The 23,451-nt window shown below is 66.9% G+C and carries 16 protein-coding genes; 4 read left to right on the top strand and 12 right to left on the bottom strand.

The features are described 5' to 3' along the window. Positions 1–96: 96 nt before the first annotated feature. From AC1AYX_RS06255 to AC1AYX_RS06245, 3 genes are read right to left on the bottom strand one after another with little or no spacing between them, the layout of a single operon-like run. Positions 97–4,506: an ATP-binding protein gene (locus AC1AYX_RS06255; RefSeq protein ID WP_476502705.1), complete on the bottom strand. Its 4,410-nt coding sequence runs from the start codon at positions 4,504–4,506 to the stop codon at positions 97–99. Positions 4,507–4,522: 16 nt separating this feature from the next. Continuing rightward, positions 4,523–5,284, bottom strand: coding sequence for a LamB/YcsF family protein (locus tag AC1AYX_RS06250; RefSeq protein WP_476502704.1), 762 nt, complete (start codon positions 5,282–5,284; stop codon positions 4,523–4,525). A 30-nt stretch (positions 5,285–5,314) separates the two neighbouring features. Next, positions 5,315–6,187: a putative hydro-lyase gene (locus tag AC1AYX_RS06245; protein WP_476502703.1), complete on the bottom strand. Its 873-nt coding sequence runs from the start codon at positions 6,185–6,187 to the stop codon at positions 5,315–5,317. 220 nt (positions 6,188–6,407) lie between these two features. Between AC1AYX_RS06245 and AC1AYX_RS06240 the strand changes: the two genes are divergently transcribed. From AC1AYX_RS06240 to AC1AYX_RS06230, 3 genes are all read left to right on the top strand, one after another. After that, positions 6,408–7,355 (top strand): aminodeoxychorismate lyase, encoded by a 948-nt coding sequence (locus tag AC1AYX_RS06240; protein ID WP_476502702.1) that lies wholly within the window; start codon positions 6,408–6,410, stop codon positions 7,353–7,355. Between the two features lie 107 nt (positions 7,356–7,462). After that, complete coding sequence (locus AC1AYX_RS06235; RefSeq protein WP_476502701.1) at positions 7,463–7,909, top strand: chorismate mutase; 447 nt, start codon at positions 7,463–7,465, stop codon at positions 7,907–7,909. Positions 7,910–8,209: 300 nt separating this feature from the next. Next, a complete protein-coding gene (locus AC1AYX_RS06230; RefSeq protein WP_476502700.1) occupies positions 8,210–10,579 on the top strand; it encodes a hypothetical protein in 2,370 nt (789 codons plus the stop codon). A gap of 227 nt (positions 10,580–10,806) precedes the next feature. Here AC1AYX_RS06230 and AC1AYX_RS06225 read toward each other — a convergent pair whose 3' ends face one another. From AC1AYX_RS06225 to AC1AYX_RS06200, 6 genes are all read right to left on the bottom strand, one after another. Next, positions 10,807–11,115: a hypothetical protein gene (locus AC1AYX_RS06225; protein WP_476502699.1), complete on the bottom strand. Its 309-nt coding sequence runs from the start codon at positions 11,113–11,115 to the stop codon at positions 10,807–10,809. Between the two features lie 101 nt (positions 11,116–11,216). Further along, on the bottom strand, positions 11,217–11,420 hold the full coding sequence (locus AC1AYX_RS06220) for a hypothetical protein (RefSeq protein WP_476502698.1): 204 nt from the start codon (positions 11,418–11,420) through the stop codon (positions 11,217–11,219). 551 nt (positions 11,421–11,971) lie between these two features. Next, complete coding sequence (gene valS / locus AC1AYX_RS06215) at positions 11,972–14,764, bottom strand: valine--tRNA ligase (protein ID WP_476502697.1); 2,793 nt, start codon at positions 14,762–14,764, stop codon at positions 11,972–11,974. A gap of 108 nt (positions 14,765–14,872) precedes the next feature. Continuing rightward, on the bottom strand, positions 14,873–16,438 hold the full coding sequence (locus AC1AYX_RS06210) for an ABC transporter substrate-binding protein (RefSeq protein ID WP_476502696.1): 1,566 nt from the start codon (positions 16,436–16,438) through the stop codon (positions 14,873–14,875). 51 nt (positions 16,439–16,489) lie between these two features. Beyond that, complete coding sequence (gene nth, locus AC1AYX_RS06205) at positions 16,490–17,158, bottom strand: endonuclease III (RefSeq protein ID WP_476502695.1); 669 nt, start codon at positions 17,156–17,158, stop codon at positions 16,490–16,492. A gap of 60 nt (positions 17,159–17,218) precedes the next feature. Beyond that, a complete protein-coding gene (locus tag AC1AYX_RS06200; protein WP_476502715.1) occupies positions 17,219–17,962 on the bottom strand; it encodes a winged helix-turn-helix transcriptional regulator in 744 nt (247 codons plus the stop codon). 518 nt (positions 17,963–18,480) lie between these two features. On the opposite strand from AC1AYX_RS06200, the gene AC1AYX_RS06195 reads away from it, so the two are divergent. Next, positions 18,481–19,212, top strand: a complete 732-nt coding sequence (locus AC1AYX_RS06195; RefSeq protein ID WP_476502694.1) for a hypothetical protein — start codon at positions 18,481–18,483, stop codon at positions 19,210–19,212. Positions 19,213–19,422: 210 nt separating this feature from the next. Here AC1AYX_RS06195 and AC1AYX_RS06190 read toward each other — a convergent pair whose 3' ends face one another. The 3 genes from AC1AYX_RS06190 to AC1AYX_RS06180 form a co-directional block, all read right to left on the bottom strand. After that, positions 19,423–20,001, bottom strand: a complete 579-nt coding sequence (locus tag AC1AYX_RS06190; RefSeq protein WP_476502693.1) for a manganese efflux pump MntP — start codon at positions 19,999–20,001, stop codon at positions 19,423–19,425. A gap of 392 nt (positions 20,002–20,393) precedes the next feature. Beyond that, a complete protein-coding gene (locus AC1AYX_RS06185) occupies positions 20,394–20,888 on the bottom strand; it encodes an inorganic diphosphatase (RefSeq protein WP_476502692.1) in 495 nt (164 codons plus the stop codon). 66 nt (positions 20,889–20,954) lie between these two features. Continuing rightward, positions 20,955–23,219 (bottom strand): alpha-1,4-glucan--maltose-1-phosphate maltosyltransferase, encoded by a 2,265-nt coding sequence (locus AC1AYX_RS06180; protein ID WP_476502691.1) that lies wholly within the window; start codon positions 23,217–23,219, stop codon positions 20,955–20,957. Between the last annotated feature and the right edge of the window lie 232 nt (positions 23,220–23,451).

Raw genomic sequence — 23,451 nt, 5'->3', positions numbered from 1 at the left:
AAGCCGGGTGGGGGAGAGATAGCTGGTACGTTACGTTCGCGGTATCTCTCCCCCAGTCCGCTCCGCGGACAGCCCCCTCGTCAGAGGGGGCCAAGGTCAGCGGACCTCGCCTAATTGGCCGTCGAAGGCGACGGAGTCGCCGGGTTTGGCTTGCTGGTGGACGGTTCCGGCGATGGGGGCGTCGATTTCGGTCTCCATCTTCATCGCCTCGACCACGACCACCGGGTCGCCGGCGGCGACCGTCGCACCGTCATCGACGAGCCAACGGACCACCGTGCCGGTGATCGTCGAACGGATCGCGCCGGCCGGTCGCGCATCAACACCGGGCGCGCCCGCGGTACCGGCGATGCCGGACGCGGGTGCGGCGGAACCCGCGAGGCCGCTCGCACCATTTGCGCCGGCGAGGCCGCCGACGCCAGCGAGCGACGCGGCGAGCGTGGCGGGCAGGCCGAGCCGCATGCGTCTGCCATCCAGTTCAATCCACGCATTGACCGGTTGCGGCGCGACGCCGCGCGCGCCGGGAGCGCCGGACGCGAGCGTCGCGGCGTCCGTGCGCGGCAGCAGGTCCTCTTCGATCCATCGCGTGTAGACGCGGAAACGATTAGGGGAGGGCGTCGCGGCGTCACGTGCGTCGGTGATATCGCGGGAGTCGGGTGCGACACCGGTGGTATCACGGGAATCGTGCGTGACGGTGGTGATATCACCGGAGTCGCGCGCAACCGTGGTGATATCACTGACGGGCATTGCGGTGAAATCGGGGTCGTTGATGACCGTCTCGTCGAACGCCTTGACCGTCGGAACGCCGTCGATCTTCAGCTCGGCGAGGGCGCGACGCGCGCGTGCCAAGCACGCGGCGCGCGTCGGCGCCCACACGACGAGCTTCGCCAGCATCGAATCGAACTGGTCGGGCACGATCGAACCGGCCTCGACGCCCGTATCGAACCGGATGCCGGGACCGCTCGGCGCGCGCAGGCCGTCGATTGTGCCGGGGAATGGGACGAACCCGCGCGACGGGTCCTCCGCATTGATGCGGAACTCGATCGCGTGACCGCGGGAGGGGAAGGCGGGAGTTCCGGCGGCGTCGGCTGCGGCAGGAGTGCCGGTCGCGGTAGGCGTGCCGGCTGCGGTAGGCGTGCCGGGCGTGGCGGGCGTGGCGGGCGTGGCGGTCGCGGTAGGCGTATCGGTCACGGTGATCGTGCCGACGGGCGGCAGACCGGCGTCGGCACGGGCCCGCGCGACGATGTCCGCCACGGACTCGCCCTCGGCGATCGCGAACTGCGCTGCCACCAGATCGACGCCGCTCGTCATTTCCGTGACCGGATGCTCGACCTGGATGCGCGTATTCACCTCCATGAACGACATCGTGCCGTCCGGATCGACCAGAAACTCGACCGTGCCGGCGCTCGTGTACCGCGCGCGCTCGCAGATCGCGACCGCCGCGCGCTTGAGCCGGTCCTCGGTCTGCGGGGCGAGGAATGGGGCGGGCGCCTCCTCGATGAGCTTCTGATTGCGGCGTTGCAGCGAACAATCGCGCGTGCCGACGGCGACCACGCGGCCGGCACGGTCGCCGAGCACCTGCACCTCCACGTGACGTGGGCGGGCGAGGAAGCGTTCGATGAAGCAGTCGCCGTTGCCGAACGCGACCTCCGCCTCATGCGTGGCCGAGACGAACGCCTCCTCGACGTCCTTGAGCTCGTGGACGACCTTGAGGCCGCGCCCGCCGCCGCCGTACACGGCCTTGATGGCGAGCGGCAGACCATGCTCGCGGGCGAACGCGACCACCTGCGCCGGGTCGTGCACCGGTTCCGTCGTACCCGGGGCCATCGGCGCGCCAACCTCGGCGGCGATGCGGCGCGCCTCCACCTTCGAACCGAGCATGCGGATCGTCTCCGGGCTCGGGCCGATCCATGTGAGTCCGGCATCGATGACCGCCTGCGCGAAGTCCGCGTTTTCGGAAAGGAAGCCGTAGCCGGGGTGCACGGCGTCCGCGTGGGCCTTGTTTTTGGCGATGTCGACGATTTTCGCGATGTCGAGATACGTATCTTTCGAGGTCGCGCCGTCGAGCGCGTAGGCTTCGTCGGCGAGATGGACGAACAGGGCGTCCGCGTCCGGGTCGGCGTAGACGGCGATGGCCGTGCGACCCGTGTCATGGCACGCGTGGATGATGCGCACCGCGATCTCGCCGCGGTTCGCGACGAGGACGCGGGAGAGACGGGGGCGGGTTGGTGTTGGCGTTGGTGCGGATTGGGGCATTATGCCGTCCTTTCGTGGAATGCTGGTGCCCCCCTCAGTCGCGCTTCGCGCGACAGCTCCCCCTGCAGGGGGAGCAGAGCGAGTGGGGGCGTTGATGACGAAGCGGACTTGGGTGCCGGGTGGGAGCTGGCCGGCGGTGGCGAGGGCTGTGCGGGTGAGCACGGCGATCACCGGGTAGCCGCCGGTCACCGGCTGATCGCGCAGGAAAATGAGCGGCAGCCCGTTGCCCGGCACCTCGATGCTGCCGGGGATCGTCGCCTCGCTTTTCAGCTCGGCATGCGGGTTGCGGCGTTCGATGGTGGGGGAGCCAGAGGATACGGCCGGCGCGGTGGGGGCGGCTGACGTGTGCGGCGCGGACGATGGGATTGGCCCCCTCTGTCGAGGGGGCTGTCGGCGAAGCCGACTGGGGGAGAGCACGGCCGGTACGGCCGATGTATCGGCTGGTGCGGAGGCTGCCGCTGGTACGGAGGCGGCGAGACGGAGGCCGACGCGGTTCGACTGGGCGGTGACGGTCCACGTGGTGCCGAGGAACGTGGCGATGCCGGCGTCGGTGAACCAGTCGTCGCGCGGGCCGAGGGTGACGGCGAGCTCGGTGGGGGCGGGCGCGGCAACGTCAGTGCCGGCGTTGGCGGCGGCGCGCGGCAGATCATCCGGCCACGGCTGGGGCAGTCCGATGGTAGCGATGGGGTAGGGGAGTCGGGAGAGGGGATTGACGGGGAGGAGATCGCCGGGCTTGAGCGGGGCTGGACCGATGTCGCTCATCGTGTCGGTGGAGGCGGAATCGAGAATCGTGGGGACTGCGAATCCGCCGCGCACGGCGATGTAGTCGCGCAGGCCCGCGGCAGGGGCGCCGATCGTCACGGTCTCGCCGTCGCGCAGCAGGAACGCCTCCTGACGGGTGATGGGGAAGGCGGGCTCCGGATTGCGGCGGATGCCGGTCCGACGACCATCCTCACCCGGCTTGTGCCGGGAACTTTTGTCGGTATTGGTGTGCGTGAAGGTGATGGTGATGGGGACCGGGGCGCCGGTGACGGCGATGGTGAGGTCGCCGTGGGCGGTGAACGAGGCATTGCCGGCGGTCAGCTCGATGACCGGGGTGTGCGCGGGATTGCCGACCAGCTCGTTCGTCAGATGGAAGGCCCGCGGGTCCGCCGCGCCCGAACCGGTGACGCCCATTTCGGGCGCGTTGCGGCCGGCGTCTTGGAACGTGGCGAGAACGCCGGGATTGACGACTTCGAGGGCGGCAGGAGTGGCAGATGCGGTGCCGGCGGGACTGGCCAACCGACCACCCCCACCCGCTCCGCGGGAGCCCCCGCCAGCGGGGGCGGAGAAAGGGGCGTTATGCATGGTCGAGCCGTCAACGTGCATGGTTGAGCCGTCAACCTGTACGGTTGAGGCGGCATCATGTAGGTTTTCCGATGCGACGTGCAGGTTTTCCGGGGCAACGTGTGGGGTGTCGTGCTGAAGAGCGCGCCGGACCGTGGCTTCGGCGCGCGCCGGCGTGAATCGTACGGTGTCGCCGGGGCGGAGGAGCGCGGGCGGGTTCATGGCATCGTTCCACATCGGAACGGAGGTTCTGCCGATGAGCTGCCAGCCGCCCGAACTGGCTCGCGGGTAGACGCCGGAAAACGTGCCGGCGAGCCCCACCGACCCCGCAGGAACGGCCAAACGCGGCGCTTTTCGGCGTGGCACGTCGAAAATCGGGTCGCCGTCCACGAGGTAGTCGAAGCCGGGCGCGAACCCGCCGAACGCGACCTTCCACGCGTGCCCGGAGTGCCGCGCGACCACCTGTTCAGGGCTGATGGCGAGCAATTTGGCAACGTTCCCAAGGTCCTCGCCGTCATAGACGACCGGAATCTCCACGACCCGCGCATCACGGGTCTTCAGCACCCCACCGTGCAGGTTCGTGATTTTCGACTGCAGGATACTTCGGAAATCCTGCACGTTTGCCCCCAAACCATGCACATTCATCGGCGAACCATGCACGTTCGCACGGGAACCATGCACATTCGTCGCCGCAATCGCCGCAATCAGCGGATCGAACGCCACATACACCGTGCGTGCCGCCGGCAGCACCGTCGTCACCCCGTCGAAAGCCGCTGCTTCGATCGCCGCGTACAGTTCCAGCGCGGCGTGTAGATCGGCGCATTCGACGATCATCGCCGTTTCGCCGCAAGGCAGGAACCGCAGCGCGTCGGAATCCGTGGCGTCGGCCTCCATGCCGGTCGCGGCGTCGGTTCCAGCATCGGTCATCGCGCTCACCGTCCCCTCACGCCGCGAACGGACGAATCGTCACGCCGTCGGCGGTGAGGCGCTCGCGGACGGCCTTCGCGAGCGCGACGGCCGCCGGCGAGTCGCCGTGCACGCATACCGAGTCGGCGTGGATCGGCACAATCGTGCCATCGATCGCCTCGACCGTGCCGTCGGTCACCATGCGCGAGACGCGCGCGGCGACCGCGTCCGGATCGGCGATGACCGCGCCCGGCAGGCGACGCGAGACGAGCGTGCCGTCGGGCGTGTACGCGCGGTCGGCGAACGCCTCACGGAACACGCGCAGTCCGGCGGCCTCGGCCACGCGACCCACCACGGAACCGGGCAACGTAAGCAGCGCGAGTGCGGGGTCGACGGCGCGGATCGCCTCGACCACCGCACGCGCCTGCGCTTCGTCGGTGACGATCCGGTTGTAGAGCGCGCCATGCGGTTTCACGTACCGTACGCGCGTGCCGGCGGCCTTCGCCATGCCTTCCAGCGCGGCCAGCTGGTACATCACGTCCGCAGTGAGTTCGTCAGGGGTGTCGTCGACATATCGGCGGCCGAATCCGGCGAGATCGCGGTAGGCGACGTGCGCGCCTACCGCGACGCCGTTCGCCGCCGCGTTTCCCAGCGTGCGGCGCATCACGATCGGGTCTCCGGCGTGGAAGCCGCAGGCGATGTTCGCGCTGGAGACGACGGTGAGCAGCGATTCGTCGTCGCCGAGCTTCCAGCGTCCGAAGCTTTCGCCCATGTCGCTGTTCAGATCGATGGTGGTCATGTCCGTGTTTCCTTTCCGATCGCGCGTGGCTCACACCATGTAGTCGAGGTCGCGTTTCGAGGTGATGAGCATGTGGCCGGGCGCGTGGGTGATCGCGAATGGCGGTTTCGAGGCCATCGCGGCGGCTTGCGGGGTCACGCCGCACGCCCAGAAGACCGGCACGTCGCCGTTTTCGAGAATCGGGGCGTCGCCGTAGTCGGGGTGCGTGAGGTCGGTGACGCCGATCGCCGCCGGATTGCCGACGCATACGGGCGCGCCGTGCACGGACGGGTAGTAGCCGGAGATGCGTACCGCGTCGGCGACCTGCGTGGACGGGATGCCGCGCATCGAGACGACCATGTTCGCGTGGAACGCGCCGGCCGGGCGGCAGGCGATGGACGTGTCGTACATCGGCACGTTGCGGCCGGCGGTGATGTGCCGCACCGGCACGCCCGCCTCCATCAGCGGGAATTCGAACGTGAAGCTGCATCCGATTACGAACGTGACGAGGTCGTCGCGCCAATAATCGGTGATGTCCGGCACTTCGGCGACGAGCTTGCCGTGCTCCCACACGCGGTACAGCGGCACGTCGGTGCGGATGTCCGCGCCGGGGCAGGTGGCCGGCTCGGTCTCGCCCGCCTCCATCACCTCGAGCAGCGGGCACGGTTTCGGATTGCGCTGCGCGAACAGCAGGAAGTCGAAGGCGAGATCCTTCGGCAGGATCATCAGATTCGCCTGCGCGTAGCCTTTCGCGATGCCGCAGGTCGGGCGCACGAGTCCGTCGCGGAAGGCGAGGCGTGCGGTCTCCGGGGTGGAATCGGCGTTCAGTGCGGGTGCCGGGTCGTCGGCGGTTCCGGCAGTTTCCGTGGTTTTCTCGGTGTTCTCGGTTTCCGTGATTCCGGTCTTGTCTGCGATTGCGGTCATGACATCCCCCATTCCTGTGCTGTCCGACACGATACGGTCGTGTCGCGTTACGGTTCATGTCCGTTTGTGACTGTTGCATTTCGACCGTGCTACGCGGCTTGTTCCACATGAAACAATCCGCGGTTAGGTTGGGCGCGGATAACGGAATCCGGCGGATGGGCCCGGCAGCGGGCCCGATGGCGGGACGACAGGACGACGGAATGGAAGGGAAGAGAACGAGATGAGTTCGATCGTGCTGGGAATGGGCAACGGCAAGGCGATGTTCGGCGACGAGAAGGTGAGCGACGCCGATCTCATCACGCTGGTCGACCCGAACGGGCTCAACATCAATGCGTTCGATCTGAGCGTGCTGCGCGGCGACGGCATCTTCGAGGCGACGACCGTGTGGAAGGGGTACCCGGTCTCGCTGGAGAACCATCTGCGTCGTCTCGCCCAGTCCGCGGCGATGGTCGACCTGCCCAAGCCGAACTTCGACGCGATCACGCGCGGCGTCGAACAGGTCATCGACGCGTACGACGACCCCGAACCCGGCCCGCTGCTGCGCATCATCGTCTCGCGCGGCCTCGATCCGGACACCGGCGTGGGCAAGGCGTCCGACCGCACGCCCACCGTCTTCATCTTCCTTGATGCGAAGGGCACGCTGCACGAGACCGACCCGATCACGATGGCCTCGATGACCCGCGGCTACCCGTCGGACATCACCGAACGCGCGCCGTGGCTGCTCAACGGCGCGAAGACGCTCAGCTACGCGTTCAACTGCGCCGTGCACCGCGAGTGCGCGCGCCGCGGCATCGGCGACGCCGTGCTCTACACCGAGGACGGCTACACGCTCGAATGCCCGAACTCGTCGATCGTGGCCCGCTACGGCGACACGTTCGTGACGCCCGACCCGTCGATCGGCATCCTCAACGGCACGTCCCAGCGCGAACTGTTCGCATGGGCGCGGCAGGAGGGCAAGTCCATCGAATACCGCAAGCTGCCGATCGCCGAACTGCGCGAGGCCGACCGTCTGTACATGACGCACGGCGGCTGGATCATCCCCGTCAACGAGCTCGACGGCCGCGCGCTCGACTATTCGGCCGACGAGATCGCCCAGGCCAACGAGGCGATCCACACCGGCCGCACCCACGACGACGCCCTCACCATCGGCCCGGACTACCGGTACTGAGGGTTCCGGCTGTTCGGGGTTTCCTGCGCCTTCTTGAGGGGGAGCCGTCCGGCGCACGCCGGACCGAGGGGGTGCCCCGACAGTCCGGTTGGAGTAAGGTAGCTCGTATGACTGAAACGACGAGCACGACCGCATCCGAAGACGGCGGCGACTGGCTGAGCGCCACCGTCACCCGCAATCCCGGCGAACACGCCACCGTCATCGACTCCGCGAAGGCCGCGGAGGATCCCGAGACCGCCGAAACCGTGGTGAAGATCAAAGCGCTGCGCCAGTCCATCGACAACGTGGACACGGCCATCGTCTCCCTGCTCGCCGAACGCTTCAAATACACGTCGCAGGTGGGCGTGCTCAAGGCGCGCGCCGGCTTCGCGCCCGCCGACTACAAACGTGAGGACTACCAGATCGAACGCCTCCACCGCATCGCCGTGGCCGCGGGTCTCGATCCGGACATCGCCGAGATGTACCGCGAATTCGTCGTCACCGAGGCGAAGAAGCGCCACCAGCGCATCGCCGAGGCCGGGGGAGACCCGGGCGTGCTGGACGTCTTCGCCTGATTTCTCCGTTTCCCCAGGCGGCTGCGCCCGATTCCATTCGACTATGCGACGGCCGAGTGCACTCACCGGTCGACTATATTTACTGACGTACGCGCGATGAGGCCGCGACACCATGCCGGTGCGCGGCCTTTCGCATGGAGGAACGGGGTCGCGCGACACGCGGCGTCGGGAATCCGGTACAAGGATTCCGGCCGCCGGATTCCCGTGGGAGGATGCCGGTAACGGGACGCCGGAAACGGGAACGTCGGCAACAGGAACACCGGAACAAAGACACCGGAAACAGTTGGGAGGTGAGGTGCCATGGGCCACGCTACGGACCGCCGCCGCAACGCGTTGACCTGCGCGATTGCGGTCGTCGTCGCGGCGGCGCTCGCCTTGGGCGGCGCGGTCGGCTCGGCGGCGCTCGCCGCATACCGCGCCATCCCGGCGCTCGCCGGCCACGACGTGCTCACCGTGACCGAGGTGGGCGGCGGCGCCGGCGCATTGTATCTGACGGACGGCGGCGACGCGGCGTCGGCGGCATCGCGCGCGGTCACGCGCGTGCGCGCCGGCGCGCGACGGCTGCCGGTCGGCGCGCACGTCACCTATTCGCTCGACGGTCCGAACGTGAGCCGCGAGAAGGTCGCCGGTTCCAGCGGACTCGTCGGCGTGCACATCGAACTTTCACCGTCGTTGTTCGGCGGCGATGCGGCGCGTGCCATGCGATCGCGGCGCATGCTCGTCGCGTTCACGATACCGACTCGCGTCGCCGACGATGTGAACGCGAACCATGACGCCGTCATCACGACGCAAGGCTCGAGCACTGTCGTCGCCGCCCTGCTGCGCGTCGGCGAACGCCTCGACTGTTACATGACCGCGGAGAAATTCACAATGGGCGATCTCGTCGTCGCCTCGGCCGGTGACTCCGACGATGTCTCCGCGCTCGCCACGACCGCCGCGGCGATGGGCGACGGAACGCTGGATCCGGATTCCGGTGCGGGCGTCGGGGGCGGCGTCGGTGCGGGAGCCGGGAATGCGGGCGCGCATCAGGACCTCATCGACAAGCTCACCGCGTTGCGCGACCTCGAACGGTCGCTCGCCACCAGCGAAATCGCCGCGAAACAGGCCGATTACGACAAGGCGTTCGCCGAATACATGACCGCCTACGTCGGGTCGTACACGAACCACCTGTCCGGATCGATCGGGTCGTCGACGCAGCTGACCGCCCTGATGGGCACGGCCGGCGAACTCAGCGGCGACACTCCGCTCGCCGCCGCCGTGCTCGGCGAGGCGGACGCGACCGACGCGCTCGCCTCCGCACACCAGCACACGGGCGCCGCCGACGCGCTCGACCAGGTGATTCGCATCGTGCGCACGCAGGGCACCGTCGGACTTGCCGACACGTTGCGTCGTCGCGCCGGCGAAGAGACCACCGAAGGCGCGAAGGAGTACGCGGCCGGGCAGTCGCAGCTCTCGCAGGCGATGATCCCGTATTCGATGGCCTACACGGACGCGTACACGAAGCACTTGAGCGAGCTGACCGGCGGGACGTCGGCGGAGGCGTCCGTGCATGCGGGCGAGGCGAACGAGGCCACGGCGAAGGAGTTCGGAATCACCGGCGTCGGCGGTGATGGTGGCGATGCTGGTGCGGCGGATGGTGGTGCAGATGGTGGCGCCGCTGGTTCTTCCGGTAATGCGCATGCGGATGATACCGCGAAGGTGGATGCGGCGATGGCTGCGCTCGCCGCGGCGCGCGAGCGTACCGGCGCGGGTAGTGCGTATCGGCAAGTGCTGCTGCGATTCGCGGGGGAACTGAACGGTTCGGGTTCGGCTCGTTCCGGCGCGGGTGCTGGCGTGGCTGATGGCGATACGACTGGCGGCAGTGACGGTGCTTCTGGTGACGGTGCCAAGAGTGCGGGGGCCGCATCCGGTGCCGCGTCGGCGGGACGGTTCGTTGATCGTGCCATGGCCGGCGACGACTCGCTCGCCGCACGCGCCGAGACGACACGTCTACGGCGTCAGGCCGCGGCCGAGCGTCGCGCCGCGAAACAATCGAGCGACGACGTGACGACCACCGTGGTCGACGAGAACGCGGGCAAAGCCGATGCCGGCGACGTGATGAAGTTCGCCGGCGGTGTGCCGGGCGTCAGCGGCGGGAAGTCGGATTCGAACGGTTCGGGCGACTCGGCCGGTTCAGCTGGTTCGGATGATGCGGCGGACTCGGGTGACGCGGCTGGCTCGGGCGATGGTGCGGCGGATGGTGCATCCTCGGCGACGGGCACGGCGGGTGACGCGACGAAGTCGGCGTCGGATTCGTCCTCTGCGGCCAGCGCGGTGGCATCCGCGCTGGCGCAACTGTCGCCGTACATCGGCATGAACGGTGCCGCCGGTGCGGCGGGTTCGGGTGCGGCGGGTTCGGGTGCGGCGGGTTCTGCTGGTGCCAGTGGTTCCGGCACGCGTCTCGTCATCGACACCACGCAGCTCATCGACGATGCCGCGTCGCTCGGCGACGCCGGCGCACTCATCCAAACGCTGCTCGCCAATGCCGACGTTCAAGCGAAGCTGGGTGGCAGGACGTCCGGTGCCGCGGACGCTGCGGGTGCGGACACCGCGGGTGCCGCCGACAACACGTCCGCTGCATCCGCCACGGGCTCCCTCACCCGTTTCCTCATCATCCAGCCCGGCCTATGAGCTCCGCGCATAAATAACCCCATGATGCGGTAACCACACCCGTGCAATACCTCCCACCGTGCGGTGATTCTCCCATGGTGCGGTAAATCCCTCATGGTGCGGTGCGCGAAAATGGCGGAATTCCAACGTTGTGGAGAAAGTGTGTTGCCGCACCATGGGAAGGCGGAGCCGCATGTGGGCCGCGCATGTGGGCTACGGAAGCAATGCGGATGTGAAGAAAATGTGTTTTAGACTTTTTTAGAGTTTTTAGATTCTTTAGACTTTTTTAGATTCCTTGGCACTTCAGAATCGTTGGTTCCGTCGTCGGGATTTTTAGCACTGCCTCGAATCGCTCGGATGATGGAGGCACCGGCAATGGCGACTCCGGCGGCACCACCGAGAATAGCCGCGGCACTTTGCCCGTTAAGCAGTCCTACGATACACACAATCCATGGCAGCGTGGATGACGCTATCGATGCGACGATGACGGCAGTTACGTCTCCAAGTACCAGACGCGAATCGTTGGTGATATTGGCATTCAGCTGTGCTTTCGCCATACCCACGATTTCTCCGGGAAGAGCTGGATCTATGCGATGGTATGCTTCCAACGTTTCGGGAGCCGGCAACGGTCCTGAGAAACGTCGTTCCAATACGAGGTTCAGCTCTTGGGGGTCATGTCGTAGGAGTTCATCGATTGCGTCAAGCTCCTGCCTACGGCGGTCCAGGATTCCGCCATCAGATTCCTGTTCCGGAGTTCTTCGCGGCGGTGGTGCAGTATGTCCATCGGCATCGGTCTGGTCACGATGTCCAGCCCACGCAGAGTGCCGGTTGATATGGCTTTCAGCATCGTTTTGGCCGTCATAGGCATCTCCTTCGTTGTTGGTTTCGATAGTACCCTCTTGCTGATCGTGTGGAGGATTATCGGGCGCTGGCTTCTTTACTGTACCCTTCCTTTCCGTGGATTCCGTGATTCGGTAGCCGAACATTGGGTGGTACGGACAACGGTAAAGGAGCAGGGATGGGAGAGGGAATCTTATCGGAAGGATGTGGATAATGCCCTCCGGACGCTTATTCCGCAACGATGCGGTACCTCTTGCAGGGATGTGGATAACTCAGGCGGTGCGTTATCGCCCGGAATAAGAGAGGGGCTCCGACCGGGTGTAGTGGTCGGAGCCCCTTGAGGTGAGGTGGGTGGAAGGGTTGGGCCTTCTTGCCCCCCCTCAGTCCGGCCTTTGGCCGGACAGCTCCCTCTGAAAGGGGGAGCGGGAATCGGATGCGCGGAGCGCGGGTCTTTGGCGCCTGTGGCGCCTGTGGCGCGGTCTCTCCCTCCGGCGCTGCACGCCACCTCCCTCATCAGAGGGAGGCAAAGGGCAGGGACACTCGCTGCGCGGCGGGAGACCGCCGCGCCCGCTGCTACTTGCGCGGCTTCTTGGCCGGGGGCTCGCCGAGTTCGGACTGCTCGACGATGATCTCGGCGGCGGCTTCGGTCTCGGCCTTGGCTTCCTTGGCGGCGTCCTTCGCTGCCGCACGGGCGGCTTCGACGGTCTCCTTGACGGCCTTGGCCGCGGCGGCGAGACCGGCGAACTGGATCTTGCCCACCACGCGGCCGGCCTCGGCGATGTCGTCCAGCGCACCGGCCAGCGATTCGCGTACGTCGTCGGCCACGCCCAGCGTGACGGACAGGATCGGCGTCTTCATCGAGACCTTCGCCTTGGACTTGATGCCACGCAGCGCGGCCAGCGCCTCGCCGGCGTGGTTGAGCAGCTCCGGGGCCACCTTGAACGCGGCCGCCTCGTACACGTCCGGAGTCGGCCATGCGGCGCGGTGCACCGAACCGGAACCGGCGTGCATCCAGCTCCACACCTCTTCGGTGGCGTACGGCAGGAACGGCGCGAGCAGGCGGGTGAACGCGTCGAGACCGAGGCCCAGCGCGGTACGCGCGGAACGCACAGCCGCCTCGGAAGGCACGTGGCCGGTCGCATCGGCGGTGCCGTAGGCGCGGTTCTTCACCAGCTCGATGTAGTCGTCGCAGAACTGCCAGAAGTAGTTCTCGATGGCCTCGAGCGCCTTGGAGTGCTCGTAGTTGTCGAGCGCGGCGGTCGCCTCGCGCACCACGAGCGCCATGCGGGCCATGGCGGCGCGGTCGAGCGGCTCGGTCACGTCGGCCGGATCCCAGACCGCCTCGGCGCCTTCCGACACGTGGTGGTTCTCGTCCTCGCGGCCGATGGCCAGCGCGAACTTCGTCGCGTTGAGCAGCTTGATCGCCAGACGGCGGCCGATCTTCATCTGACCCTCGTCGTAGGTGGCGTCCAGGCCGAGGCGCGCGGCGGCGGCCCAGTAGCGCACCGCGTCGGCGCCGAACTGCTCGATCGGCTTGTTCGGCACGACGACGTTGCCCTTGGACTTCGACATCTTCTTGTGGTCCGGGTCGAGGATCCAGCCGGAGAGCGTCGTGTGCTTCCACGGCAGGCACTTGTTCTCGAGGTGCGCGCGGTCCACGGAGCTGAACAGCCAGGTGCGGATGATGTCCTGGCCCTGCGGGCGCAGATCCATCGGGAACGTGGCCTTGAACAGCGCCTGGTTCTCCTCGCCGGGCTCCTCCCAGCGGGTCACGATCTGCGGGGTGAGCGAGGAGGTCGCCCACGTGTCCATGATGTCCTTCTCGGCGGTGAAGCCGCCAGGCACGTCACGCTGGTCCTCGGTGTAGCCGGACGGCACGTCGGTGGTCGGGTCGATCGGCAGGATGTCCTCGGACGGGGTGATCGGATGGTCATAGTCGGCCGAACCGTCCTCCTTGACCGGGTACCACAGCGGGAACGGCACGCCGAAGAAGCGCTGGCGGGAGATCAGCCAGTCGCCGTTCAGGCCGTGCACCCAGTTCTCGTAGCGCACGCGCATGAAGTCCGGGTGGAATTCGAGCTCGCGGCCGCGCTCGATGAGCTCGGCGTTCAGCTTCTGGTCGGTGCCGCCGTTCTTCAGGTACCACTGGCGGGAGGTGACGATCTCGAGCGGCTTGTCGCCCTTCTCGTAGAAGTTCGTCATACGCTTCGTCGGCGTCGGCTCGCCGTCCAGGTCGCCGGACTCGCGCAGGTGGTCGACGATGATCTTGCGGGCGGAGAACGTGGTCTTGCCTTTGGTCTCCGCGAAGATCGCCTTGCCGCCCTCGTCGGTGATCCAGTCCGGCACGTTCATGATGATGCGGCCGTTGCGCTGGATGATCGGGCGGGTCGGCAGGTCGAGGTCACGCCACCATTCGACGTCGGTCACGTCGCCGAAGGTGCAGCACATGGCGATGCCGGCGCCCTTGTCCATCTCGGCGGCCGGGTGCGCGAGGATCGGCACCTTCACCTTGAACAGCGGGGAGTAGACGTACTGGCCGAAGTACTGCTTGTAGCGCTCGTCGTCCGGGTGTGCGATCAGCGCGCCGCAGGCGGCCAGCAGCTCGGGGCGGGTCGTCTCGATGTAGATCGGGGTGCCGTCCTCGAAACGGAACGCCACCTTGTGGTAGAAGCCCGGGTATTCGCGGGATTCGAGCTCGGCCTGGGCCACGGCGGTCTGGAAGGTCACGTCCCACAGGCCGGGGGCGTCCTTCTGGTAGGCCTCGCCGCGGGCGAGATTGCGCAGGAACGCCTTCTGGGCGACGCGGCGCGGGTGCTCGCCGATCGTGTGGTAGGTCTGCGACCAGTCGATCGACAGGCCCAGCTTGCGCCACAGCGCCTCGAACAGCTTCTCGTCCTCGGCGGTGAGCTTCTCGCACAGTTCGATGAAGTTCTGGCGGGAGCACGGCACCTGGTCCTTGGCGTCGATCTTCTTGCCGTCGGTGCCTTCGAACGGCGGCTTGAAGTCCGGATCGTACTTGAGGGAGGTGTCGACGCGCACGCCGTAGTAGTTCTGCACGCGACGCTCGGTCGGCAGGCCGTTGTCGTCCCAGCCCATCGGGTAGAACACGTCGAAGCCCTGCATGCGCTTGAAGCGGGCGATCACGTCCGTGTGCGTGTAGGAGAACACGTGGCCCACGTGCAGGTGGCCGGACACGGTGGGCGGCGGGGTGTCGATGGAGTACACGGCCTTGCGGTCGCGGGTGTCGTTGAACTTGTAGGTGCCCTGTTCGTCCCAGACGGCACGCCACTTGTCTTCGAGGCCGTCCACGCCCACGCGGTCGGGGAGCGGGGTGAGGTTGGCCGTGATGGATTTGGCTTCAGTCATACACGCGAGTTTATGCGGCTTAGGTGACATCAGGGAATACGCGGTCATTCGGTCTCTCCCCCACCTGCTGCGCAGGAGCCCCCTCGTCAGAGGGGGGCCAAAACGGGGTCAGGAGAGGGCGAGGTCCTTCAGCGGCAGTCGGGTGTCGGTGAGCTGGGTGGGGTAGCCGTTCAGCGTCTTCTTCACGACGACCGCGTTGCGCTTCGCGTACAGCCAGTCGCTGGCCGCGTCCTCGCTCACCGTGCGCGCGTACGTCTTCAGTCCGTTCGCGTAGTCCGTCTCGTTCGTGGCACCCGCCGCCGCCGCGTACTGCGATTGCGCGTCCGCGTTCGTGTAGTGCGGCGTCGAGTCGGGCGTCGCGAAGATCGCCGATCCGTCCTCGCCGTCGAGTTCGGTGAGCATGAGCTGGAAGTCGCGTGACTGCGCGCGCTGGTCGAGCTGCGTGGCGTCGACCGTCTCCACGTCGACGGGGATGCCCACCGTCTGGTACTGCGCGGCGATCGCCTGCGCCAGCGCCGTGTACGTGGCCGTGGTGACGAGCTTCAGCGTGCCGATGTACCCGGAGGAGAAGTAGCTCATCATCGACCGTCCCTTCGCGCTGTCGAACGGCAGTATGGAGGTGAGGTCCTCGTAGCCGGGTTCGAGCGGGCCGATCGGGCCGCCGAGCACCTGCGCGACGTCCGCGCGGCCGTTCGCCAGCGCGGACTTGTCGAGCATGAGGCGCATCGCCTGCCGCGCCTGCACGTCGGAGAGGATCGAGTCGGCGTCGTTGTTGTAGAGCAGCGTCACCTTGCGCGTGCTGGAACCGGTCGTCGTCGTGAACGAGGAATCGCCGTTGAGATGGTCGGCGGAGGTCGCGGAATCCGGCAGGACCATGTCGAGGCCGCCGAAATCGGCCTGCTTCATCATCGTGTCGTCGTCGGCGTAATACTTGAGCGTGACGGTGCCGACCTTCGCGCCGCCGCCGGAACGCGCCTTGAGCGTCATCACGCCGTCCTTGAACGAGTCGACGGTGAACGGGCCGGAACCGGCGGTCCGCTTCGCGTAGTCGATCTTCGCCTCCGAATCGTAGACGATGCCGAGGCGGCCGGTGAGCGTGCGCGTGAGCGTCGGATCCGGCTCGCTGAGCGTGATGACCACCGTCGTCGGATTCGGGTTCGTGACGGAGGCGAGGCGCTTGAACTTCGCCTCCGCGTCCGGCCATTTGCCTTCCACGGCCTGCTGGATCGACCACACGGCGTCGGTCGAGTCGAGCGTGTGGCCGTTCGCGAACGTGAGGCCGGAGCGCATCGTGAGCGTGAGCGTTTTGCCGTCCGCCGACGTCTCCCACTTCGATGCGAGACCGCCGGTGATCTGGTTCTTGTCGTCCACGTCGAGCAGCGTCTCGTACACGTTGCCGAGGAGCACGCGGCTCAATCGGTCGGACTGCGCGCCGGACGCGGTGCGGATGTCGAGCGAGTCGGGCGCGCCGGTCAGTCCGATCGTCACGGCACCGTCCGCCGCGTCGCCGCCTTCGAACACGGCGGCGACGTCGCGGTTCCGCACGACCGTCCAGCCGAGCCAGACGAGCGCGGAGAGCGCCAGCGCGACGCCGAGGAAGACGCCCCAGCGTCTGAGTTCGTCGAGGGCGTTGCCGTTGCGTGGATTGCGTGTGCCGTTGCCGTGATTCGCCATGTGGCTCAGTCTACGCGGAAGTCCGCCGGCGGGAGCGGAAGGAGCGGGAGGCTACGCGACGGACGGTGCGGACGGACAGGTGGCGGCGAGCGGACAGTCGGCGCAATCGGGCGTGCGCGCGTGACAGACCGCACGGCCGAACAGGATGAGCCGGTGGCTCAGATCCGTCCACTCCTCGGGCGGGAAGCACGCGGTGATCTCCTTCTCGACGGCCACCGGATCGGGGTGACGGTCGCGCCAGTCGCTGCGCCAGCGCAGGCGTCCGGTCACGCGCATCACGTGCGTGTCGACGGGGAAGCCGGGCACGTCGAACGCGTTGCCGAGCACGACGTTCGCCGTTTTGCGGCCCACGCCCGGCAGGCTCGTGAGTTCCGCCATCGTGCGTGGCACCTCGCCGCCGAAACGCTCGTCGAGCGCGGCGGCGAGTCCCAGCAGATGCTTCGTCTTGGACCGGTAGAAGCCGAGTGGATGGATGATGTCCTCCACGTCCTCGGGATTCGCGACGGCCAGCGCCGCGGCGTCCGGGTAGCGGGCGAAGAGTTCCGGCGTGACCGTGTTGACACGTTTGTCGGTGGTCTGCGCGCTCAGGACGGTCGCGATGAGCAGTTGCAGCGGCGTCGAGAAATCGAGTGCGCACTTCGGTTCGGGGAACAGTCCGGTGAGGATCGCGTATTCGCCGTGCATGCGGGCGATGCGGGCCCGCTTTGATTCACGTGGCATATCGGATGCTTTGGGTGATTGGGATGATCGCGCTCGGATGATCGATGACGGCGCGGACCGTCACTCGCCCTTCGGCGCGTTGCGCGCGGCGGATTTGGCGGCCGACTCCTCGGACTCCTCGTCCGGCGGATCGAAACGGTAGCCGACGTTGCGCACGGTGCCGATGAGATGCTCGTATTCGCCGCCGAGCTTGGCGCGCAGACGACGGATGTGCACGTCGACGGTTCGCGTGCCGCCGTAGTAGTCGTAGCCCCACACCTCCTGCAGCAGCTGCGCGCGCGTGAACACGCGGCCGGGATGCTGCACGAGATACTTGAGCAGTTCGAACTCCTTGTACGCCAGATCGATCGGGCGGCCGTGCAGGGAGGCGGTGTAGCCGTTCGTGTCCACGATGAGGTCGCCGGAACGGATCTGGCCGTCCTCCGTGGTCACGCCCTTGTCACCCGCGGCCGTGCTCGCGCTCGCGGCAGGTGCGTTGCCGCGTTCGGAGACGAGGCGCAGACGGCCTTCGACCTCGGCGGGGGAGGCGGTCGCGACGACCACGTCGGCGATACCCCACTGCGAGTTGACGACGGTGAAGCCGCCCTCGGTGAGGATCAGCACGATCGGCGTGGACAGGCCGGACGCGTGGATGAGATTGCACAGGGTCTTCGCGGTGGCCAGATCGTCGCGCGCGTCGAGGAACAGGATGGTGTTCTCCGGCATCTTCACCAGACTGGCCGCGTCCATCGGCAGGACGCGTACGCGGTGGGAGAGCAGGGCGAGCGACGGCAGCACGGAGGCGGGGTTGCTTGCGAACGTCATCAACGTCAGATCAGTCACGTCTTGCCCCTCTCTTGTATCGGGCTCCGGCGCGGGCCGGGCCTTGTCAGATGGAAGGCGACCATTGCGGGAATGACCGAGACGGGTGTGGCGCACCGAATCGGAGATTCGTGATGGAGACCCTTACGAATTCTGCGCCTCATTGTACGCGCACAGATGGGACACATGATGTTAACTTCTGTGACAACAAGCGGCAATATGCGTGCGGAAAACGTTGCGTTTCCGGGGGTCGGCGGCTGCTCCGACGCGGACCGGGATGGGAAAACCGATGCGAAAACGGGGGAAATCGGGGCGGGGATGCATCCACCATGTGGTCATGTCCACTATGCGATGGCGTCTGCGATGCGGTCGCGGATATGGCCGGCGTGCGGTGCCGTGGGTTCGGCGGCGTGCGGCGGGAGCTTGCGCGGATGTCCGGCGGGTGGCGGCCCGGCATCCGCCGCGGCGGGTAGGATTGGTGCAGTTAAGAGGCCGCATTGTGGATTCGGGAGTGGATTGGTATGACCGGTGAAGCCGTAAGCCAGTGGAACGCCAAGCGCGGGGCGATGCTCGGCGTGCAGGCGCTCGCGTACGCGTTGCTCATCGTGGTCGGCGCCGTGTGGGGGCTGGCCGGCGCGGGAGCCGGCATCGTCGCGCAGATGGCCGTGATCGTGCTGTTGGCCGTGGCGCTTGTGCTGTTCCACGTGTTCTGGCCGTTCCGCGCGACGATCGTGGACCGGGTGATCGGAATCATCGCCGGCGCGCTGTCGCTGGTGTTCGTCGCGTTCCCCGCCGCGGGCGGACTGTTCATGGTGAAGGATGACGCGCGTGGCGCCCTGTTCGACGCGAACTCCGACGAGATTCGCTGGGCGGCCGCCGTGGCCGGCCTGCTCGTCGTGCTCACCATCGTCTCGTTCGGACGGCAGATGCTGCGCGAGGAGCGTTCGCATCTCATCCGCGCCCTGTCGCATTGCGTGACCGGCGGCGCCGCGTCGATCTCGCTCGCCGGCTGGTACTTCATCCCGTACGTGGTCTCCGGCGGGTTCAGGGTGTCCGACGGCCTGTTCGCCGGCGTGGTCGTGGTGATGGTGCTGTTCGCGCTCGTGCTCGCCTACACCTCCGTATGGTGGCTTAGGGAGCTCGATCCGGATCCGGCGCAGCGTGCCCCCTGGATCGGCGTCGCACTGCTGCCCGTCATGTTCTACGGTCTCGTCGTCTTCGCCGCCGCCCTGCTCCTGCAGATCGTCGGTTGAGGCTTATCCGCATCCGGCCCCTTCTGACGAGGGGGCTCCCGGCGAAGCCGGGTGGGGGAGAGACCGCGGCCGTAGGCCGCGGGGGAGACAAGGCATCGGCCGGAGGCCGATTCAGTTTCCCCCGCGGCCTACGGCCGCTCTTCTTCTCTCCCTCCGTCATCGCTTCGCGATGACACCTCCCTCGTCAGAGGGAGGCAGCGAAGTCCGAGCTCAGAACGCGATGATGCCCAGGTGTTCGAGGAGCACCTTGACGCCGATGAGGATCAGCACCACGCCGCCGGCGATCTGTGCGGGCTTCTGCCAGCGGGCGCCGAACGCGCGGCCGATGTAGATGCCGGCGATCGAGAACAGGCCGGTCACCACGCCCATCGCGGCGACCGTGAACGCGATGTTGACCTTCATGAGACCCAGGCTCACGCCCACGGCGAACGCGTCGATGCTGCACGCCACGGCGAGCGGCAGCATGTGCTTCCAGTCGAATTCGGGCGTCTCCTTCGCGTTCTCCTCGTCCTCCTCGAACGATTCGCGGATCATGTTGCCGCCGATCACGGCCAGCAGGAAGAAGATGATCCAGTGGTCCACGCTCGTCACGTAGGAGGCGAACGCGGAGGCGGCGAAGATGCCGAGCAGCGGGAACAGCGCCTGGAACCCGCCGAACCACAGGCCGTATTTCAGGGCGTCGATGAACCGTGCCTTCTTCACGGTCAGGCCCTTGCCGATGGACACGGCGAACGCGTCCATCGAAACGGAAACGGAAATCAGCAACGATTGGATAATCATCGAAATCATGGTGTGTGCGTGAATGGTTCATCCCCCGGCGGCCCGATGGCCGTCACCACGGGATGGGCCTCGACCAGCGTTCCCACACGCCGCCTACGCCTAGGTGAAATTACGGTATTCGATTATATACCGATGCCGGTCTTTCGGCTCCCCTTGCAGAAGGGCCGTCGTCGTTCGATGGGGCATGTAGCTCCAGTGAAACCGGCTCCCCTTGCAGGGGAGCTGTCGTCGGAGACGACTGAGGGGTAGTGGATGCTTGATCCGACTACCCCTCAGTCCCGCTTCGCGGGCCAGCTCCCCTGCAAGGGGAGCCTAATCACGCGAAATCACTTCGCGTCACGCGTTTCACGCGTGCTTCGCGGCAAGCCGCTCACTTCGGCTAGTGACAGTCCACTGGACTGTCACTTAGACGCCTCAGCAAGGCGCTCGCGCGCTTCCTTGATTTCCTTCTCGGCGACGTCCGCACCGGTCCAGTAGTCGCCCGGGAGGACTTCCTTGTTGGGCTCGAGGGCCTTGTACTGCTCGAAGAAGTGCTTGATCTCCTTCAGGTGGTACTCGTTGACGTCCTTGACGTCCTGGATGTCGTCGTAGCGGACATCGGCCGGCACGCACAGCACCTTGTCGTCGCCGCCCTCTTCGTCCTCCATGTGGTACAGGCCCACGGCGCGGCACTCGATGACGCAGCCCGGGAACACGGAGTTGCGGACCATGACGAGCGCGTCCAGCGGATCGCCGTCCTCGCCCAGCGTGCCCTCGATGTAGCCGTAGTCGTCCGGGTAGCCCATGGCGGTGAACAGCTCGCGGTCCAGGAAGACGCGGCCCGTCTCCTGGTCGACTTCGTACTTGTTCTTCGAACCGCGCGGGATCTCGACCACGACGTTGAAGGTTTCAGCCATTTCGGTTTCTCCTTGATTGGTTGTTGTTCGCTAATCACCTTACCGCGAAACACGCGGCGGGCGGAATCATTCGCCGTATTCGTGCACGACGCTGAACACGTGCGCCACATCCGCCCACGGGGCGAGCGAGACGAAGTTGTCCCAGCCCCAGGCGAAGTCGCGGCCGGTCAGCTCGTCGCGCAGATGCGCGCCCCACTTCGGATCGACGCCGAACTCCGGCATCTCGAAGTGGACCATCGCCTGATGCGCGTTGTGGCAGTCGAGGTTGACGACCACGATCAGCGTCTCCGGCTTGCCGGACTTCGTCAGGTTCGCCGGCGTGTGGCGCGCGAACGCGACGATGTTCGGGTCGCTGGTCTCCAGCACGTGCAGGTTGTGGTAGCTGAACGCCTCCACATGCTCGCGGCGGATGCGGTTGAGCGAGGTGAGCAGCTCGGCGATGCCGAACTTGTCCGCCTCGGACCAGTCGCGCACCTTGATCTCGTACTTCTCGTTGTTGCGCTGCTCCTCGAAGCCGTCGCGCTGCTGGTTCTCGATCAGCTCGAAGCCGTTGTAGATGCCCCAGCTCGGCGAGCCCATCGCGGCGAGCACCGCGCGCACCGCGTGGCCGGCGATGCCGTTGTCGCGCACGTAGGCGGTGAGGATGTCCGGCGTGGTCGGCCAGAACGTGTTGTGCTGGTAGTAGCCGTCGTCGCCGTTCGTGGTGCCGAGGTACTCCTCCAGCTGCTCCTTCGTGTTGCGCCACGGGAAGTAGCAGTGCGATTGGGTGAAGCCCACGTAGCTCAGCGCGCGCATCATGCCCGGGCGGGTGAACGCCTCGGCGAGGAACAGCACCTCCGGGTGCTTCTTCGTGACCGCGGCGATGACGTCCTGCCAGAAGCGCACCGGCTTCGTGTGCGGGTTGTCGACGCGGAAGATCGTCACGCCCGCCTCGACCCACAGGTCCATGATGCGTTCGACCTCGCGCTCGATGCCCGGCATGTCCGCGTTGAAGTCGATCGGGTAGATGTCCTGGTACTTCTTCGGCGGGTTCTCGGCGAACGCGATCGTGCCGTCCGGCTTGGTGCGGAACCAGTTCGGGTGCTCCTTCACCCACGGGTGGTCGGGCGAGCACTGCAGGGCGAAGTCGAGCGCGATCTCCAGCCCCAGCTCATGCGCCTTCGCGCACAGGGCCTTGAAATCGTCCATCGTGCCGAGCAGCGGGTCCACGGTGTCGTGGCCGCCGAGCTCGGAGCCGATGCCGAACGGCGAACCCGGATCGTCCGGGCCGGCGACGAGGGAGTTGTCCTTGCCCTTGCGGTTCGTGTGGCCGATCGGGAAGATCGGCGGCAGGTACACGATGTCGAAGCCCTCGGCCTTCGCGCGCTCCAGGCCGGAGACGGAGGTCTTCAGCGTGCCCTGCACGATCTTGCCGGTCTCCTCGTCCACATACGCGCCCTCGGAACGCGGGAAGAACTGGTACCAGGCGGCGAAGCTGGACTTCGGGCGCTGGACCAGGAAGCGCTGCGGGGCGCTCTCCGACAGGCCGTCGCGCAGCGGGTTCGTCTCATGCAGCTCGGTGACCTCGGCGGTCGTGGCGGCGGCGAGACGATCCTCGGGGGAGAGGGTCTCGTCGGCCATCGTCTTCGCGGCGGCCTCGAGCACCTTGCGCTGGGCGGCCTTGAGCTTCGCGTCCGGGGTGTGCGCCCAGCGGTCGAGCAGCTGCGCGCCGGAGATCAGCGCGTTCTCGACGTCGTCGTTCACCTTCACCTTGATGGCGGCGTCGTGCAGCCAGGAACGGTAGGTGTCCTCCCAGCCCTCGACGGTGACGGACCATTCGCCAAGCTGGCGCTTGATCTGGGCGAACTCCGGCTCCCACGGCTTCACGTCGGAATGCTCGCCGCAGGTCAGGGTCACGGCCCAACGGTCGAGACCCGGGTTGGCGCAGGTCATCGGGATGCGCTGCATCTCCTTGCCGCGGTGGTTGCGCACGACCGCGGTGGCGCCAACCTTCGTGCGGCCTTCGATGAACACCTGCGCGGTGACTTCGAACGGCTCGCCCAGCTCGACGCGCGCCGGGTAGACGCCGCGCTCCTCGTTCGGCGTGACGTCCATGATGTTGATGCGGCCGAACTGGCCCGGTTCGGTGACGGGAATCGACTGCGCCGGGGTCTCGCCCACGACGGTGACCTCGACCTGGGTCGGCTTCGCGGCCTTGCGGCGGCGCGTGGTGGTCCTCTTCCTCGTGGTCTTCGCGGTCTTGACGCCCTTCTCCGCCGTTGCCGCCTCGTGATCCTCCGACTTCGTATCGGCCACGGCGTTGTTCGTATCGCTGTTGGTCGTCTTCGACATGGCGACCTCCTCCTTACTTCTCACACGTATCGCACGGACCGCAGCGCAATGTTGCGGCCACGCGACCTTGGATGTGCCACGGCACCCATTGTAGGGGCGGGTGTGCCGGAAATACAGCCTTTTCGGCCCGTCGCGGTGGATAACCCGGTGGACGGGCGACAACGTTTGTGGACGACCGTCGCGGGAAGCGCCCCGAATCGGCGGAATGTGGACAAGCAAACGTTTGAACTTA

It is taken from the genome of Bifidobacterium sp. LH_419, from assembly GCF_056356955.1.
This window is presented reverse-complemented; position numbering and strand designations above follow the sequence as displayed.

What these genes read in the sequence shown, in the direction of transcription:
- AC1AYX_RS06255 (WP_476502705.1), bottom strand. Translation starts at nt 4,506, where the DNA reads ATGACCGATGCTGGAACCGACGCCGCGACCGGCATGGAGGCCGACGCC.
- AC1AYX_RS06250 (WP_476502704.1), bottom strand. Translation starts at nt 5,284, where the DNA reads ATGACCACCATCGATCTGAACAGCGACATGGGCGAAAGCTTCGGACGC.
- AC1AYX_RS06245 (WP_476502703.1), bottom strand. Translation starts at nt 6,187, where the DNA reads ATGACCGCAATCGCAGACAAGACCGGAATCACGGAAACCGAGAACACC.
- AC1AYX_RS06240 (WP_476502702.1), top strand. Translation starts at nt 6,408, where the DNA reads ATGAGTTCGATCGTGCTGGGAATGGGCAACGGCAAGGCGATGTTCGGC.
- AC1AYX_RS06235 (WP_476502701.1), top strand. Translation starts at nt 7,463, where the DNA reads ATGACTGAAACGACGAGCACGACCGCATCCGAAGACGGCGGCGACTGG.
- AC1AYX_RS06230 (WP_476502700.1), top strand. Translation starts at nt 8,210, where the DNA reads ATGGGCCACGCTACGGACCGCCGCCGCAACGCGTTGACCTGCGCGATT.
- AC1AYX_RS06225 (WP_476502699.1), bottom strand. Translation starts at nt 11,115, where the DNA reads ATGGCGAAAGCACAGCTGAATGCCAATATCACCAACGATTCGCGTCTG.
- AC1AYX_RS06220 (WP_476502698.1), bottom strand. Translation starts at nt 11,420, where the DNA reads ATGACGGCCAAAACGATGCTGAAAGCCATATCAACCGGCACTCTGCGT.
- valS (WP_476502697.1), bottom strand. Translation starts at nt 14,764, where the DNA reads ATGACTGAAGCCAAATCCATCACGGCCAACCTCACCCCGCTCCCCGAC.
- AC1AYX_RS06210 (WP_476502696.1), bottom strand. Translation starts at nt 16,438, where the DNA reads ATGGCGAATCACGGCAACGGCACACGCAATCCACGCAACGGCAACGCC.
- nth (WP_476502695.1), bottom strand. Translation starts at nt 17,158, where the DNA reads ATGCCACGTGAATCAAAGCGGGCCCGCATCGCCCGCATGCACGGCGAA.
- AC1AYX_RS06200 (WP_476502715.1), bottom strand. Translation starts at nt 17,962, where the DNA reads ATGACGTTCGCAAGCAACCCCGCCTCCGTGCTGCCGTCGCTCGCCCTG.
- AC1AYX_RS06195 (WP_476502694.1), top strand. Translation starts at nt 18,481, where the DNA reads ATGACCGGTGAAGCCGTAAGCCAGTGGAACGCCAAGCGCGGGGCGATG.
- AC1AYX_RS06190 (WP_476502693.1), bottom strand. Translation starts at nt 20,001, where the DNA reads ATGATTTCGATGATTATCCAATCGTTGCTGATTTCCGTTTCCGTTTCG.
- AC1AYX_RS06185 (WP_476502692.1), bottom strand. Translation starts at nt 20,888, where the DNA reads ATGGCTGAAACCTTCAACGTCGTGGTCGAGATCCCGCGCGGTTCGAAG.
- AC1AYX_RS06180 (WP_476502691.1), bottom strand. Translation starts at nt 23,219, where the DNA reads ATGTCGAAGACGACCAACAGCGATACGAACAACGCCGTGGCCGATACG.